Genomic DNA, 17,452 nt, shown 5'->3' on the forward strand with positions numbered 1-17,452 from the left:
CAGACCGTCACCACCGCCATCAAAGGCGTCACCGGCGGCGAGCACTTCGAGAACCTGGTACCGGGCACTACGCCGGTAAATACCACCGTTACCGACACTCCCGGTACAACCGATCTCACCACCGTCACGCTGACCGCGCCAAGCGCAGTCAACGAAGGCGGCCAGATCACCTACACCGCCACCTTGAGCAACAAGGCCGGCAGCGACATGGTGATCCAGCTCGATAACGGTTCGAGCATCAGCATCAAGCAAGGTGCAACTGTCGGTACGGTGACCGTCCCGGCGCCAAGCGATGACGTGTTCATCGACAAAAGCACCCAGACCGTCAAGATCACTGGCACCACTGGCGGTAACTTCGAAGGTGTGAGCATCACACCGGGCGGCGCAACCACTACCATCAACGACACGATCGATGATGTGACCGTGTCGCTCAAGGCCACGGGGTCTACCAGCGAAGGCGGACAGATCATCTACACCGCGTCGCTGGTCGACAAGAACGGTGTGGCAGTCAACAACGTCGGTTCCGACCTGGTGGTGAAGCTGGATAACGGTTCGACCATCACTATCGGTAACGGCAAGTCCAGCGGCGTCACTACCGCCACCGCGCCTAACGATGCGTACGTGGGCGCCAACGATGTCAGCAACAAGATCACCGGCGTGGTCAGCGGCGGTGACAAGTACGAGCACCTGATCGTCGACGGCAGCACCGTAGTCACCAAAGTCACCGACGTGGTCAACAACACCACCATCAGCATCACTGGCGACACATCGGTGACCGAAGGCGCAACCGCGCACTACACCCTGACCCTGAGCAACCCGGCGCAAACCGATGTGACCGTGACGCTCAAATACAGCGGCACCGCCACCGACGGCTCGGACTTCAACGGCGTGTACACCGTGAAGATCCCTGCCGGCTCCAGCAGCGTGCCGTTTGATATCCGTACCATCGATGACAAGATCACCGAGCCGACCGAGCAGATCGTCATCACCATCGACAAAACCACGGGTGGCAACTTCGAGAACCTGGTGGTCGACAAAGGCAGCGTCAGCACCAACATCATCGATAACGATGCGCCGCCGGTCATCGACCTGGATGCCAACAACTCCAGCGGCGCAACCGGTGCCGACTACAAGACGACCTTCACCGAAGGCACCGCCGGGCCGGGTGTGTCGATTGCCGACACGGATATCAAGATCACCGACCCGGACAGCACCCTGCTGACCGGCGCGACCGTCACCCTGACCAACGCACAGGCCGGTGATGCACTGAACCTGGGCAACAGCGTGAATGGCATTACCGTCAGCACCAACAACCAGACGGGCACCATCACCCTGACGTTGTCGGGCAGCGCCACGCTGGCTGACTACATGCAGCGTATCCAGAACATTACGTTCACCAACAGCAGCCACGACCCGAGCACCACGCCACGGACCATTACCGTGACCGTGACCGATGGCGGCAATTACTCCAACGTGGCGACCACCACCGTCAACGTGGTGGCGGTCAACGATCCACCGGTGGCAACCGGCAGTGCCGTGACCGGCACCGAAGACACGCCGCTGGCGCTGACCTGGGCCAACTTCGGCGTGACCGATGTGGACTCGCCACAAAGCAGCCTCGGCGTGAAAATCACCGACCTGCCGGTGGCCGGCAAGCTGCAATACCTGGCGGCGGATGGCACGACCTGGACCAGCGTGACCGCAGGCCAGACCTTCACCAAAGCCCAGATCGACGGCGGCCAGTTGCGCTTTATGCCGAACGCCAACGAGTCCGGCGCCGACGGTTATGGTGGCACCGGCGTTGGTAACAAGCAGGCGGATTACGCGCAGTTCAAGTTCCAGCCTACCGACGGCAAGGACCTGGGCAACAGCGCCACAGTGAAAGTCGACATCACCCCGGTGGCCGATGCTCCGACCCTGAACGTGGCCGACAACAACGTCAATTCGATCGGCTTGCTCAAGCAAAGCTGGAACAGCGTTTCGGGTCTCGGCACCAACGGGAACGGCGCAGCACCGGCCGACCTGAAAAACGCCATTGATAACGCCGGCACGCCAAACAGCAGCGGGTTGGTGACCAACGTCGAATCCACCACCAATGTCACGGCAGGCAGCGGCTCGAAGATCTCCGGCCTGATGTACATGGAAGCCGGCAAGACCTACACCTTCAGCGGTACCGGCGATGACAGCCTGGTGATCAACGTCGGCGGCAAAGACGTGGCCAGCGCTCAGTGGGGCAACAACAGCGGCAAGTTCAGCGGCTCGATCACACCGACAGTGAGTGGTTATTACAGCCTCGAGATCTATCACGCCAACCAGTCCGGCCCTGGCAGCTACGACGTCAACCTGTCGGTCAATGGCGGCCCGGTTCAAGACCTGAGCACCAGCGGCGTGCCGCTGTACACCGGCATCACCGACCTGACCAACGCCGGCGTGACCGTCTCCGACCTGCATGGCAGCAACGGCGACGGTTACTACGTGGGCTACAAGCTCAACGAAGGTCTGGAAAACGGCACCGTCAAGCTGTCCAAGGTCACCACCGCACTGACCGACACCGACGGCTCGGAAACCCTCAGCGTGAAGATCAGCGGCATACCGGCCGGCTCCGTGCTCACCGATGCATCCGGGCATACTTTCACCGCGACCAAGGCTGTGGGCGAAGTCAACGTGACCGGTTGGGACCTGAGCTCCCTGTCGATCAAGCCACCGACCTACTACAGCGGCCAGTTCAACCTGGCGGTCACCTCGACCTCCACCGAAAGCCTCGGCGGTTCTGCAACCACTACCGCGCAATTGCCGGTCACCGTGTACCCGGCGACCTATAGCGCCGCCACCGGCACCTCGGGCAGCGACTCGCTCACCGGCACCGATGGCAACGACATTATGGTTTCCGACATCGGCGGCCTGAACGTGGTGCAGGGCAAGAACTACAACATCGCGTTCATGGTGGACAGTTCAGGCAGCATGACCCCGGCTTCGATCAGCGCGGCGAAAGACTCGCTGACCTCGGTGTTCAACTCGCTCAAAAACAGCCTGGGCGCCAACACCTCGGGCACGGTGAATATCTTCCTGGCAGACTTCGATACCCAAGTGAACAAGTCGGTCGCGATCAACCTCAACGATCCGAACGCGCTGAACGTGCTCAAGGGGGTACTGGACTCGATGACATCGGGTGGCGGTACCAACTATGAGGACGTGTTCAAGACCACGGCGAACTTCTTCCAGAGCGGCCTGGCGACCAGCAACACCGGCGCCACCAACCTGACCTACTTCATCACTGATGGCCAGCCGACGTACTACCAGAGCGGCGAGCAGACCAACCCGACGATTTACAACACCAAACTCGACGATCTGGTGACGACGTCCAACTACACACTGGGGACAACGTTCAGCAAGTACTTGGATAACACCCACTACTTCAGCATCGACACCTCGGGCGCAGCGCAATTGCAAACCTGGAATGGATCGCGCTGGGTCCTTAACAATCTGGGCACCCTTCACGCCCAAGGTGACGGCACCTACGAGTTGTCTAACCTGAACGGTACAGGCTACAGCACCGATTCGGCGACGTTGAGCAACGCCAAGAGCGCGTTTGCGCTGCTGGGTGGGCTGTCGCAGGTGGAAGCGATCGGTATCAACGGCGATGTCAGCCTCAATGACCTCAAACCGTACGACAGCGATGGCAAGCCGCAAAGCAACATCGATCCGAAGGACCTGGCCAATGCCATCCTCGGTCACACCGAGGCTACGCTGCCTGGCAGCGACACCGTGAACGGCGGCGACGGCAACGATATTATCTTCGGCGACCTGGTGAGTTTCAGCGGCGTTACCGGTGAGGGCTACAACGCGCTGCAAGCCTTTGTGGCGCAGAAAACCGGCGTAGCCGTGACGGACGTGACCCCTTCGAACGTGCACCAGTACGTGACCGAGCACTACGCCGACTTCGATGTATCCGGCGCCAAAGACGGCAACGACACGCTGCTGGGCGGCGCAGGCGATGACATCCTGTTCGGCCAGGGCGGTAATGACTACCTGGACGGCGGCAAAGGCAATGACATCCTGTTGGGCGGCACCGGTAACGACACGTTGATCGGCGGGCCGGGCAACGACATCCTGATCGGTGGCTCGGGTGCCGACACCTTCGTGTGGAAAGCCGGTGACGTCGGTAACGATGTGATCAAGGACTTCAAGGCGTCGGAAGGCGACCGCATTGATCTGCGGGACCTGTTGAAGGGTGAAACGGACAGCACCATCGACAACTACTTGAAGATCACCACGGTGGACGGTGTGTCGACCCTGCAAGTGAGCAGTGAAGGCAAGCTCAACGCCGCCGGTGGCCTGGCCAATGCCGACGTGACGATCAAGCTGGAAGGCAACGATTGGTCCCACACCAGCATCAACTCGCTGATCAGTGGTGCCGACCCGACCATCAAGATCGACCACACCGCCTAAGCCTCGGATATCGGCCGCCCTCACCGGCGGCCGATTTCGTTGCTGGCCCTGCCGGGCGATTGCATCGCATACTTGTGCCTATCAAGACACTGTTGACCGATGCTGGCGACGGCGTGTGGCTCATTTTCGAGGGGTTCTTATGTTTTATGTGCAACGTGATGCCCAGGGCGCGCTAAGCCGCGTGGAGGCCGCCGCCTTTGCCGAGTCGACCGAAACCCTGCCGGCCGATCACCATGAGATCCAGGCCTGGTACGCCAACGAAGTGGTGGAAACCAGCCTGGCGCAACTCAAGCAGAGTGACCTGGAGATGATCCGGGTGCTCGACGACTTGATCCAGGTGCTGACCAGCAAAGGCATTATCAGCGTGACGGACCTGCCGCCCGCTGCCCAGGCAAAACTGATCGACCGTACCCACGCGCGGGAATCATTGGGTGGGTTGAGCCACTTGATCAATGATGAAGAGACTGGGCTGATCTGAGTGCTGGAGTGCTCAGCCCACGCAATAGACCCGCATTACTTCCAAGGCGCAGGCTCGCCAAATAACTGCCCCTGCACGCCGAAGATCCCCATCTCGCGAATCACCTTCAACTCGCCCTCGGTCTCGACGCGCTCGGCGATCAACGGCAAGTCGATGCTGTGGGCCGCACGCTGGATCGCCTCGATAAACAGGCGTTTGTCGCTCTCCTGGTCGATGGCACGGATGTAGCTGCCGTCGATCTTCAGGTACGCCAGGCCCAGGCGCGCCAAGTTGCCGATCATGCTGAAGCGCCCGCCAAAACGCTGCAGGCTCAGGGAAAAGCCCAGCTCGCGCAGGCGATGGGTCAATTGCTCGAGCAGGGCCTGCTCCGGCAGTTGTTCCTCGCCGATCTCCAGGGTCAGGCGCGGGCCCAGGTTGCTGTGCTGGCGTAGCAGTTCAACAATCCGATTCAGCGCCTGGGCGTCCTGCAAGGTCGCGGCCGAGAGGTTCAGCGCCAGGCTATGGGTGTGGCCGGCCATCTGTTTGAGCACTTGTTCGAGCATCAGGCGGTCCAGGCGGGACGTCCAGCCGAAGCGTTCAAGCCACGGCAGGAAACGCCCGGCGGGTATCGTATGGCCGTCTTCATCCTGCAGGCGTGACAGGACTTTATAGTGCAGCACCAATTGCGGGTCCTGGCTGGCCACCACCGGCTGGAAATACAACTCGAAGCGCTGCTGCGTCAGTGCCTGGTCCAACAGCCTGTGCCAGGCATGGTGATCGTCACCAACACTGGCGGCGGCGCTATGGTCAAGGCATACCCAACTGCTATCGCCCTGCCCCTCAGCCTGCGCCAGGGCCTGATCAGCCAAGGTCAGCAGCGCCTGGGGGGCATCGCCATGGTTGAACGGTGCCAGGCCCATGTAAGCGACCGGCGTGACATCGCTGGCGCCGGTGGCCTGCAGGCTGTGCAAGGTGCTTTCGAGGTTCTGCGCCAACTGCAGCGCCTCTTCACGCATCAGCCCGGGCGCCAGCACGGCGAACTCACCACCGCGAATACGCGTGACGAGGTTGTGGGTTTCCGGGTACGGCTCGCACTGGCGCAGCAGTTGCTGACCGACCGCTTGCAGCAACTGGTCAGTGCGCTGGCCACCCAGGCGCTGGTTGAGACCGGCCAGGTCCTTGACCCGCAACAGCAGCAGATAGCCGGTGCTGGTGTCTTCCGGGTTGCTGACACGAGCGTTGAGCTGCATCTCGAAGTAGCGACGATTGGCCAGGCCGGTGAGGTTGTCCTGATAGGATTCGGTGCGCAATTTTTCGCTGCGTTCGGCCTGCTCCTGGAACAGCGCCTTGAGCTTTTCCACCATCTGGTTCATGGCCTGTACCACGCGCCGCAGTTCCGGCGTGCGGGGCAGCTCAGGCAGGCTGAGGAATTCGCGGCGGGCGATGGCATGGGACTGCTTGACCATGTAGTCCAACGGTTTCAATTGTCGCCGTAGCAACAGTGCGCCGAGCACCGCACTGACCGCGCCGCACAGCAGCAGCCAACCGAGACTGCCCAGGGCGCTCTGCCAGAGTTTGGCCAGCGCGAACATCGGGTGGCTGATCACCTCCACCCGCGCCGCCTGCTCCCAACCACGATTGACCAACGCATCCCCCCCGGCCGGTTCCAGGCCGATCAACTTGACGAACCAGTCGGGCACGCCATTGTTGTCGGGAATGCCGCTACGCTCGACGATCGTCTTGTCGGTTGCCAGGTCCACCACCCGGATGCTCGCGTAATAACCGCTGTCGAAGATCGAACTGACCAGCAGCTCCACCATCGCCGGATCGTCGATATTGGGCGTCAGCGACAGCGCCAATGCCGTCGCCGCATCCTGTGCGTGGGAGCGCAACTGGTTGACGTATTGCGTGCGCGAGCTCTCCAGGCTGACCATGAAGCTGCCGCTGAAGGCGACTACGAGGAACAGACAGATTGCGATCAATAGTTGTTTGAACAAAGACACCGATCAGTTACTCCTAGTTGGCAGGCTCGGCTGGGAAGCCTTCCGCACGCATTTTTCTCAACACATCCTGCCAGCGCGACAAGCGTTTGGTATCGCCGACTTTCTTGTTGCCCTTGGCACCCGGCAAGTACAGCCCCTCGGCGTTGAATGAGTACACCGGAAGCAGGTCGGTACGGCGGGTGGCCGGGAGGATCTCGTCCATCAGGCTGTCGAGCACCAACGGGATAGCGTCGGGGGTCGGATAGTAGGTCAGGACCATGTGAGCGCGATTCTGACGCAAGGCCTTGACGTAAGTAATGCGCAATTTGTCGCTGGAAACCCCCAGGTGGCGCAGGCTGAAATACTTGGCGATAGCGTAGTCTTCGCAATCACCGGCACCCTTCCACAAGGCTTCGACAGGCGTCTCCCAATAGTCTTCCACATGCCACAGATCGATGTCTTCCGTGTAGGTCATGTGCTGGTTGAAGAACAGGTTGACGACCTTGAGCTGCTCTTGTTCACTGACTTGTTTCTGCGTCGCCAGCAGCCGCTGCCACTCGTCGATACGTTGCTGCCCCTTCCCCAACGGTCCGTACAAGGCGGTGGCTTTGCGGCTGATCTGGGAGAAATCCCAATCGGCATGCAGCCCGCCGAGCATCAAGCCGGCCAACAATAGCGCTGAAAACAGCCAGCTGAGGATTCGAGAAGAAATAAAACTTACCGCCAAGGCGTTCAGTCCGTGAAGAAAGACGGAATTTCAAGGGATGGTGAAGCTTTGACCCGGAAAAAACAATGGCACAGTGCAATCATTCATGAGCCGACCAAATTTATAACCGCAATTTGTGGGATGCACAAAGTACTTCCTGTAAGCCCTTACAAACGGAAACTTTGGTTGTTTGACAAGCGTGCAACCCATCTTTAGTGTGCATTGGATCCAATTAAACAGACTCTATTCAAGAAAGGAGGATAGCGTAACCGTGACGCAGAAGCCGAACCCTTTAAGCAGCATCAAAATCAGCGAGCCTATTCCCGCCCATCTTGCCCGCTCCGTTATTGAAGAAACATTACGAAACGCCATTCTCGATGGGCGTCTGCCCTGTGGCACGGCTATGCGCCAGCAAGAACTGGCCAGCCTGTTCGGTGTCAGCCGCATGCCCGTGCGAGAAGCCCTGCGCCAACTGGAGGCACAGTCCTTGCTGCATGTGGTGACCCACAAAGGCGCCGTGGTAGCCCCCTTGATCGAGGACAACTCAGCTGAGACCTATGGCTTGCGCATGTTGCTGGAGTCCGAAGCGTTGCGCTTGTCGATCCCCTTGCTCACCGACGCCGACATTGAAGAGGCCGAATCTTGCATCAATGCTCTGGAGCGTGAAAAAGACTACACCGAGATCGGACGCCTCAATCGCCTGTTCCACATGGCCTTGTATGGCAAGGCACCTAACCAGCGGTTACTCAAGTTGGTCGAACATGGGCTGAACGAGGAGGAGCGGTTCCTGCGCTTCAACCTCGAGGCGATGGGCCTGGGCCCGACGTCCCAGGAAGATCACCGGGAACTGCTGAGCCTGGTGGCACAGAAAAAAATCGACGAGAGCATCCTTACGCTACGCAATCACCTGATGCGCGGGATGGAAGTGATCGCCAATTACCTCAATGGTCTCGACACCAGCGACAATAAAAGGTCCCTGTAAGCCCTTCCCGCTCCCCCTCCCTGACTGTTTATTAAGCGGGACAACTTCTCTGGAAGCGTCCCGCGCTAATCAGTTATAAAAAATTGAACACGCTCAATTAAACCGACCGACAACAAAGAAACTTCCCACTTTTAAAAATACAATTTCCGCCCACTGTTATTTTTCGAAAAAACATCTAATACATTTATAAGCTCACCCAAACGTTTATTCAGCTTATTATCTTCGCCCAACAGCCCCAGCCTCTCAATTGGCAACACACACCGTTATCACGGTGGAGCTGCGCCCGCGGCCCCGACTTGGCGCCACCCGTCTATTTAATAATTAATAAATCCTTATCACTGCTCAGAGCATTCGCAATACAGGCGTCAACCATGCACCAACATCTACTTGAACAAAAAAGACTGCAGTTGTGCAGCCACCCGCTATTTATAGAAATAACTTCACTCCGTAAGTTACAAGTCTTTATGGAGCACCACGTATTTGCCGTTTGGGACTTCATGACACTGACCAAACGCTTGCAGCAGGACCTGACCTGCACCGGGATCCCCTGGTTCCCACCCTCCGACCCACACGCGGCCCGCCTGATCAATGAAATCGTGTTGGCCGAGGAGTCGGACGAGCATCCAACTCGCGGCTACAGCAGTCACTTCGAGCTGTACCTGGATGCAATGGCAGAAGTGGGCGCCAGCACACTTGCGATCACACGCTTCATTGACCTGCAGCTTCAGGAAGTGGAGGCAAACGCAGCCTTGCAAGCCGTCAGCGCGCCCCTTGGCGTTGCTCGCTTCGTTGACTGCACGTTGCAGATCGCCTGGAACGCACCCAGCCATTGTGTGGCGGCAGCCTTCCTGCACGGCCGCGAAAGCGTCATTCCGTCGATGTTCGAACGCATCTCGCGCAGCCACGGATTCATTGAGCGTGAGGCACCTACCTTCCATCACTACCTCAACCGCCATATCGAGATGGACAGCCACGCGCATGGCCCGGCAGCCCATCAGTTGCTCCAGCGCCTGATCGGCGCAGACCCGACGCGCCAGAAACAGGCCGACAGCACTGCAATCAGCGCCATGGAAAGCCGCATCCTGTTTTGGAACGACGTGCAGGCCTCGATGCGAGAGGCGCACCCATGAATACCATTGGCTACCGCTCGTTTGCCGAAGACTGGGAACGTCGTGCAACCATCCGCACTCGCCCCCGACGCCTGCTGGAGAACGACGAAAAATTAATCTACCCCCTATGCCGCCAACCGCTGGTACTCAGCGAGACCTTTCTTGACCATTGCCCGCAATGGCGCGACTTCGTACTGGCGCAAAGCTTTTACCAATTCGTCAATAATGTGGTGATCTTCGAAACCGAGATCGTCGACAAGACCGCCCGCAGCATTGCCAAAAACGGCTTCTCGCTGCCTTTCCCGGCGGCCTGTCGCATCGACGCGATGACCGTCGTGATCGATGAGGATTACCACGCACTGGTCGCACTGGACTTCCTGCAGCAAGCCGTGCACATGACGGGTATTGAGCCTCTCGAACTCCCCCGGCAAATCGAGCTGAGCCGCGCCCTGCCGGCAGCGCAGGCGGGCGCTCCGGCGCACTTGCACGATGCCGTGGAGTTGATTGCCGTGGCCATTGCCGAAAATACGGTGACGCAGGACGTAGCGGCGTTCTCCAAGGACGACAGCGTCAAGCGGTCCATCCGTGGCTTGATGGCTGATCACTTGGCTGACGAGGGTCGCCACGCGCAATTCTGGACGCAGTTGGTACGTCTCTACTGGCAGGGGGCAAGCCCGGAGGACCGTGACAGCATTGCTGAAATCCTGCCGGTTTTCCTGGCGCATTACCTGACCAATGAGCTGCAGAAGGACTTCGATCTGCACCTGATCGAGCATTTGGATATCGATCTCGACATCCGCGTGACACTGCGCCATGAGATCGGCGCGATGGACTTTCCTATTACTCGCCGGCATCCGCTGGTGGGCAACATCGTGAGTTTTCTACATCACAGCGGTGTGCTGCAAACCCCCAGTGTCGCCCAGGCTTTAAATGACTACCTGGCCCAGCCGGGGAGGTTGGCATGAGGTGCTTGACGATTGGATGGGGCTCCCCAAGCGAGGCCCTCGGGGCCATCAGGCAGATGATGGAACAGTACGGGCACGCAGCCGGGGTGGAGGCGGTCGATCTGGTGATCGAGGACGGTAGCCAACCGCTGCCGAGTGTATTTGCCGACACACCCCGGCTGAGCCTGCGCGTGGGCATCGGCCCGATCGGTGCACAGGGGCTGCCTGCACTCCAGTTTCGCTGTTACAACCGTGAGCGGTGCCTGCTGGCCGTGCATGACGTTTGCGCGCAGCCAAGCGGTAACGGCCAGAGGCTGCGCCAAGAGGCAACGAACGCACTGGTGGAATGGGTCGCCGTGCTGGTCAGCGATTTCTCGAGAGACCCCGATTATTTCTGCGCACCGGTCACGGTTAACGAATGGCCCGAACAAGGTTTGCAAGGGCTGGAAGCATTGGCGTTTTTGCACCGCTTCAATCGTAGCGCGCAACCGGCACTGTTGCAGGCAGCCCAGGTGCCCATGATCGAACGGTTGCAGGCGAGCCTTCAGGCCTACGCCCATCGGCCTGCGCTGAATATCGCGGGGCAGGTGCTGACTTATCACCAACTTCACGCATACGCCTTGGCGATACAGCAGCAATTGGTACCCCTGCTGGGAAGCCGTGAGACACCCCAGGTAATCGGCGTGTGCCTGGAAAAGTCCGTCGAACTCTACGCCAGCGTTCTCGCGGTGCTGGGGTGCGGCGCAGTGTATTTACCCCTGTCACCCGATCACCCGGTGCAGCGCCAACACAGCATGCTGGAAAGCATCGGAGCCTGCATGCTGTTGGAAGACGGCCGGCACCCTCTAAGGGAGCATTTCGATACACTGGATGTCAGCAGGATCGACCCGCGCCACAGCGATTGCACGCAGCCGCTGATGCATTATCGGCCTTGTGTAGACGCGCCTTGCATGGCGTTGTTTACCTCGGGCAGCACGGGTCAACCCAAGGGCGTATTGCTCAGCCAACACAACCTGGCGCACTTCACCGCCTGGCTCGGTGCCTGCGTGATGATGGATCAGCAGAGTCGTGTGCTGCAGTTTTCGCCGTTGAGTTTCGATTCGTCGCTGATCGACATCTTCCCGGCCCTGATGGCTGGCGCCGAGTTGATTGTGCCTGCCGCAGAACAACGGCTGGATCCTCTGCAACTGGTCGAGTTGATTCGTCAGCAGCGCGTCACCCATGGGTTTCTACCGCCAGCATTGCTCAGCATCCTACCGCTGGACCAACCATTGGGCCTTACCCATGTGCTCACCGGTGGCGACTTCTGCGAGCCTTACGTGATCGAGCGACTGGCGGGCCAGTGCCAGTTGCACAACCTCTACGGCCCCACTGAAGCCACGGTACTGGCGACCCACCGGACATTCCAGCTGGGTGACAGCCATCGCAACATCGGCCGTCCCATTGCCAACAGCCAAGTGCTGATCCTCGACGAGCACCTGCGTCCGGTGGAGGATCAGGTGGTCGGCGAACTGTATATCGCCGGTCCCGGCGTGAGCCTGGGCTACGTGAACGCAGCATCGCAGGCCGACAGCCCTTTCGTTACGCTGACCTTGCCGGACGGACAGTTGCTGGCGACTTACCGCAGCGGCGATCTGGCCAAGTGGACGCAAACCGGAATCGAGCTGTGCGGTCGCCGGGATGACCAGATCAAGATCCGTGGCTTTCGAGTCGAACCTCAGGAGATCGAGCAGTGCCTGCGCAACAGTCGCCTGTTCCGCCAGGTGGCCGTGGTGACCACACCAATGCACAAGATCATCGGTTTTGCCGCTCAGCCGGAGCCCGGCGCCACACTGGCAAGCCTCAAGGAACACGCGCGACAGTGGTTGCCTGAATACATGCAACCCGTGAGCTGGAGCGAGTTGCCAAGCATGCCCCGCTCAAGCAATGGCAAGATTGATCGCCAGGCGTTACGAGCACTGTCGCCTCCTGCCGCTCGTGAGGTGACTCATTACACGGCACAAACCCCTCTTCAAGCGCAGTTGATGGAACTGTGGGCGGAGTTACTAGGGTTGGCTGTGCACGAGTTGTCTATCGACGACAGCTTTTTCAACCGGGGTGGCCACTCCATTCTGCTGTCGAACCTCTTGTTGCGCCTGCGCGAACGGTTTGGCCGCAGCCCTTCCTTGAGCCGTTTCTTTGAAACACCCACGATCCGTACGCTTGCAGCGCTGATGGAGGGCTGCGCACTGCCCCAGACACCCTCAAGCCTGATGGAGAAAGATGCGACAAGGGTGCTGGGGGTCGAGATGCTGCATGGGGACTGTGCAGGTGACCCGCGCAAGGTCATTGTCACAGGGGCTAACAGCTTTGTCGGGGTCCATATTGTCCAGGCGCTGCTGGATGGCGGAGCACATGAAGTGGCGTGCCTGATCCGGGAGCTGCCTGGCGATTGCGCGGCGGCTCGGTTCAGCGAGGCGTTACGAGCCTATCGCCTGGAACAACATCTGGACCTGAGCCGCGTGCGGGTGTACCCCGCTGACATGCGCTTGCCTCGCCTGGGCCTTGCCTGCGACGTGTATGAGCACCTCGCGCGCAGTTACGGTGTGTTGGTGCACAACGCCGCCCAGGTCAATCACGTAATGGATTACGCCTTACTCGCCAAGGACAACGTCGAGCCGATCTTTGAGTGCCTGCGCCTTTGCGAAACCTATTGCAAGAAGGTATTCAATTTCATTTCGACACTGTCCGCCTGCAGCAGTATCGACGCCCATAGGCACGTTCTAGAAACCGGTGCCGCGAGTACGTTGCCGCTCTATATGAAAAATGGCTACAACCTGTCCAAGTGGGTCGCTGAACGCTTGCTGGGACGTGCCGTCGCGCAAGGCGCCTGGGTGAATATCCTGCGACCGGGGAACATCAGTTTCAACAGTCAAAGTGGCGTTTGCCAGCCGCAGAAAAATCGATTGATGTTGATGCTCAAGGGGTCCCTGCAATTGGGGCTGGCGCCACAGCTGGATGTGAATTTCGATCTGATGCCCGTAGATTTCCTGGCCCGCTTCATAGCGTTCCACGGTTCATGTTTTTGCGCTGGGCGAAATGTTTTCAACCTGCACAACCCACAACCCTTGAGCTGGGATCAGTATCTCGATGCGTTCAGCCAGGCTGGGCACATTTTCCAACGGGTAAGCATTGAACAGTGGCAACGGTCACTGCGCGCAGTAAGCCGTGATAATGCGTTGTTTGGTGTGTTGGGTTTCTATCTGGGCGTGCTGGGTGAGGACATCGGTGACACGTCGATGATCTGTTATGACAACGCACGCTGGGGGGTGGAGAAGATGGGTACACATTACCCGCCAAAAGACCCGGCATTGCTACGTAAGGGTTGCGACTACCTCAGGACCACCGGCTTTCTCTGAATTGCTTCAGGACACCTTCATGAAACCGCTACAACCCGATACGTTAATCCGTAACCCTAACGGCACACCGATCCTGGCCTCCATCGTTGTCCCTTGCGAGGCAGCTCGCCTGTGGGCGTTGGTGGGCAACTTCGCAGGCTTTGATGCCTTCGTTCCAGGCCTGTCACGCATTGAGATGACCGGCGCAGGCGTGGGTGCATTGCGCACGAAATTTTTCGACAATGGGCATTGCGTCGTGGAGCAACTCAACAGTCGAGACGAAGCCGCCATGTCGATGACGTGGACCACCCTCTACAACACCCTGGGCTTGACCCAATTCTGGGCGGCGATGAGTGTGCAAGCACTTAGCGCAAGCAGCTCCAGGGCCACCTGGACGCTTGTGGGTGAGCCATTGGCTTCAACGCAAGTAGAGTTCGAAGCGTTTGTGCAGGCGTTCGCGGACAGCGCACTGCGTAATGTGCGCCGAATGCTTAGCTGAGCACTCGGAGCGAGTGATCTCGCTCCGGTGCAGCACGGTTAGATCTTGAAGCTATCGACCAATTGCTTCAATCGGCTTGCCTGTTGGGACAGGGCATCGCAGTCCCTCAGCGTTTCGTTGAGGTTGGCCACACCCTGCTGGTTAAGCAGATTGATCTGGTTGATGTCGACATTGAGGGTTTCAACCACAGCGGTTTGCTCCTCGGTGGCGGCAGCCACCGATTGGTTCATACCGTCGATTTCTACGATCCGCTGGGTCACGCTGACCAACCGTTCACCCGCCTGATTGGCGACTTCAACGCTCTCCTCGCTGGAGGCCTGACTGGCATTCATAGTGGTCACGGCTTCACGCGAGCCCACTTGCAGGGAAGTGATCATTTTGTGGATCTCTTCCGCCGACTCTTGCGTACGATGCGCCAGGTTACGCACCTCATCCGCCACCACGGCAAACCCACGCCCGGCTTCACCCGCACGAGCGGCTTCGATCGCTGCGTTAAGGGCCAACAAGTTGGTTTGCTGGGAAATGCCTTTGATCACATCAAGAATGTGACCGATGTTGTCGGTGCTGGCGTTCAGGGTTTCGATCTGAGTGCAGGACAAACTGATCTTCTGCGACAACTCCGACATTGCCTGGATAGTTTGCTCAACGACCTTGCGACCATCGTCAGCCTGTTCGCTGGCGCCACTGGCGTGCTGCGAAGCATCAGCAGCGTTACGTGCGATTTCCTGGGTGGCGGCGCCCAGTTCGTTGATCGCCGCAGCCACGCTATTGGTACGTGCACTCTGCTCATCGGAACCGATGATCGACGCGTTGGATGAGGCCATCACGCGTTGGGACAGATCATGCACCTGACGCGTTGCCGACGACACTTCGGAAATGGAAGCGTGGATACGCTCAACGAACTGGTTGAACGCGCTACCCACTTCACCGAATTCGTCTTTGCTGGTCACGTCGAGGCGGCGGGTCAAATCGCCTTCCCCCTGAGCAATGTCTTGCATAGCAACGCCCATGGTCGTCAACGGACGCAGCAATACCTGAATCAACAGACTCAGAAGCACTGCGATAGCTATCACGGCGACCAACATCGCAATCAATGCCGAGGTGCGGAACTTGCCTAGTGGCGCGTAGGCTTTGTCTTTGTCGATCGACAGACCAATGTACCAGTCTGCGCCTGGCAAACCGCTGATGGGGGTGAACGAGAGGATGCGATCCTGACCATTGAGGACTACGTCCTGGTTGGCTTTCTCGATACGCAGGTTGGTGCCAGGATAGATATCCTTCAGGTTTTTCATCACCTGGTCCTGGTCAGGGCTGACAATGACCTGGCCGTCGCCACTCACCAGGAACGCATGACCGATACCGCCGAAGTCGACCGAGTTGATGATCTTCACCAGGGTTTGCAGGCTCAAGTCACCGCCAACAACGCCGAGCAACTCGCCGTTCTTTTTCACTGGCATGGCGATCGTCACGATCTGCCCACCCACAGCCGCCATATAAGGAGGAGTAAGCATGGGTTTGTCGGCCACTACTGCTTGCTTGTACCAAGGGCGCTGACGCGGGTCATAGCCGTCAGGCATCTTCGCGTCGGGGCGCTGGGTGAACACGCCGTTGGTTTGACCCACATAAGTGAACTGGAAATTCGACGTGAACGCTGGCTGATCGACCAACCCAGGAAGGTCGGCACCGCTGCCTTGATGGGCAATGTTTTGCGTCAGGTTTTCGAGCACCAAAATGCGCCCACTGAGCCAGTTCTGCACGCTGCTGGCGGTGAGTTCACCGGACTGCTGAATGGACGATGCCAAATTTTGCTTGATGGTACTGCGCTGCAGGTAGTCGTTGTAGAGCGTGAATAATGCGAAGGCCAAAACCACGACGCCTGACGCGGCCAACAGAATTTTATGACTGAACTTAAGATTCATTTCATCGACTTCTTTTGCCAAAGGGGGATGAGCGTGCCGAGTGGAACATTCCATGTAAGGGATAGGCGGACTCTTAGGCCGCTCTATTTCAGTGCACGCATGGCTCATCAGGCTTTCGGCCAAGAATCGATAAATCTTAGAAATATTGTGAGAGGCGTCCTGTTTAAGCGTAGGAAAGAGACAGGCGGTAGTTCTGTCGTCCATTGCCGCAGCGCAAGTGCTGGCAACGCGCGTAGGGGCCCAGGGCTGGGTTGATGCTGGGGCAGCATACCCCCTTAAACGACAAAACCCCTGTCTGCATTGGCAGACAGGGGTTTCGGAATTTAATCTTGACGATGACCTACTCTCACATGGGGAAACCCCACACTACCATCGGCGATGCATCGTTTCACTGCTGAGTTCGGGATGGGATCAGGTGGTTCCAATGCTCTATGGTCGTCAAGAAATTCTGTATACCAGTCCGTTGCATTCGCAACGTGCCGGTGAATTTCATGTGCTTCTACATAAAACAAAACCCCATCTGCTTTCGCAAATGGGGTTTCGGAATTTAATCTTGACGATGACCTACTCTCACATGGGGAAACCCCACACTACCATCGGCGATGCATCGTTTCACTGCTGAGTTCGGGATGGGATCAGGTGGTTCCAATGCTCTATGGTCGTCAAGAAATTCTGTATACCAGTCCGTTGCATTCGCAACGTGCCGGTGAATTTCATGTGCTTCTACATAAAACAAAACCCCATCTGCTTTCGCAAATGGGGTTTCGGAATTTAATCTTGACGATGACCTACTCTCACATGGGGAAACCCCACACTACCATCGGCGATGCATCGTTTCACTGCTGAGTTCGGGATGGGATCAGGTGGTTCCAATGCTCTATGGTCGTCAAGAAATTCGGGTACTGAGTCGTAGCCAGTCGGCTTCGCTTCAGCAAATTGGGTATGTAATAGAGTCGGTGTCTTGTGAGCGTCGAACTTTCGGTTCATAGCGTCTTCACACACCGCAATCTGGCCTTTCGACTCAAATT

The 17,452-nt window shown here is 58.4% G+C and carries 9 protein-coding genes, 3 rRNA genes and 1 pseudogene; 7 read left to right on the forward strand and 6 right to left on the reverse strand.

Annotated elements, in window-relative coordinates; genetic code table 11:
* A pseudogene (locus ACQRBV_RS08500) lies at window positions 1–4,449 on the forward strand (LapA family giant adhesin); the annotation flags it as partial.
* A 139-nt stretch (window positions 4,450–4,588) separates the two neighbouring features.
* The gene (locus tag ACQRBV_RS08505; protein ID WP_060756940.1) at window positions 4,589–4,927 is read left to right on the forward strand and encodes a hypothetical protein; all 339 of its coding nucleotides are present in this window, start codon (window positions 4,589–4,591) and stop codon (window positions 4,925–4,927) included.
* A gap of 35 nt (window positions 4,928–4,962) precedes the next feature.
* Here the strand turns inward: ACQRBV_RS08505 and lapD are convergent, their stop codons facing one another.
* Window positions 4,963–6,909, reverse strand: a complete 1,947-nt coding sequence (lapD, locus tag ACQRBV_RS08510; RefSeq protein ID WP_090367676.1) for a cyclic di-GMP receptor LapD — start codon at window positions 6,907–6,909, stop codon at window positions 4,963–4,965.
* Between the two features lie 13 nt (window positions 6,910–6,922).
* Complete coding sequence (lapG, locus tag ACQRBV_RS08515; RefSeq protein ID WP_104995131.1) at window positions 6,923–7,615, reverse strand: cysteine protease LapG; 693 nt, start codon at window positions 7,613–7,615, stop codon at window positions 6,923–6,925.
* A gap of 250 nt (window positions 7,616–7,865) precedes the next feature.
* On the opposite strand from lapG, the gene ACQRBV_RS08520 reads away from it, so the two are divergent.
* The 5 genes from ACQRBV_RS08520 to ACQRBV_RS08540 all read left to right on the forward strand — a co-directional run bounded on the left by ACQRBV_RS08520 (window position 7,866) and on the right by ACQRBV_RS08540 (window position 14,505).
* The gene (locus ACQRBV_RS08520; protein ID WP_060756943.1) at window positions 7,866–8,576 is read left to right on the forward strand and encodes a GntR family transcriptional regulator; all 711 of its coding nucleotides are present in this window, start codon (window positions 7,866–7,868) and stop codon (window positions 8,574–8,576) included.
* Window positions 8,577–8,947: 371 nt separating this feature from the next.
* Entirely contained in the window at window positions 8,948–9,706 is a 759-nt protein-coding gene (locus ACQRBV_RS08525; protein ID WP_411985868.1) for a DUF3050 domain-containing protein, read from the forward strand.
* Entirely contained in the window at window positions 9,703–10,650 is a 948-nt protein-coding gene (locus ACQRBV_RS08530) for a diiron oxygenase (RefSeq protein ID WP_411985869.1), read from the forward strand. Before ACQRBV_RS08525 ends, ACQRBV_RS08530 begins: the two co-directional genes overlap by 4 nt.
* On the forward strand, window positions 10,647–14,027 hold the full coding sequence (locus ACQRBV_RS08535) for an amino acid adenylation domain-containing protein (RefSeq protein WP_411985870.1): 3,381 nt from the start codon (window positions 10,647–10,649) through the stop codon (window positions 14,025–14,027). Before ACQRBV_RS08530 ends, ACQRBV_RS08535 begins: the two co-directional genes overlap by 4 nt.
* 19 nt (window positions 14,028–14,046) lie before the next feature.
* Window positions 14,047–14,505, forward strand: coding sequence for an SRPBCC family protein (locus tag ACQRBV_RS08540; protein WP_411985871.1), 459 nt, complete (start codon window positions 14,047–14,049; stop codon window positions 14,503–14,505).
* 38 nt (window positions 14,506–14,543) lie between these two features.
* On the opposite strand, the gene ACQRBV_RS08545 is transcribed toward ACQRBV_RS08540, so the two are convergent.
* The 4 genes from ACQRBV_RS08545 to rrf (ACQRBV_RS08560) all read right to left on the reverse strand — a co-directional run bounded on the left by ACQRBV_RS08545 (window position 14,544) and on the right by rrf (ACQRBV_RS08560) (window position 17,315).
* Window positions 14,544–16,424 (reverse strand): methyl-accepting chemotaxis protein, encoded by a 1,881-nt coding sequence (locus tag ACQRBV_RS08545; RefSeq protein ID WP_060756948.1) that lies wholly within the window; start codon window positions 16,422–16,424, stop codon window positions 14,544–14,546.
* Window positions 16,425–16,751: 327 nt separating this feature from the next.
* Window positions 16,752–16,867 (reverse strand): 5S ribosomal RNA (rrf, locus tag ACQRBV_RS08550).
* A 108-nt stretch (window positions 16,868–16,975) separates the two neighbouring features.
* Window positions 16,976–17,091 (reverse strand): 5S ribosomal RNA (gene rrf / locus ACQRBV_RS08555).
* A 108-nt stretch (window positions 17,092–17,199) separates the two neighbouring features.
* A 5S ribosomal RNA gene (gene rrf / locus ACQRBV_RS08560) occupies window positions 17,200–17,315 on the reverse strand.
* Window positions 17,316–17,452 lie beyond the last annotated feature (137 nt).

It is taken from the genome of Pseudomonas sp. R11F (assembly GCF_050312575.1).
Classification (GTDB): Bacteria; Pseudomonadota; Gammaproteobacteria; order Pseudomonadales; family Pseudomonadaceae; genus Aquipseudomonas; species Aquipseudomonas palleroniana.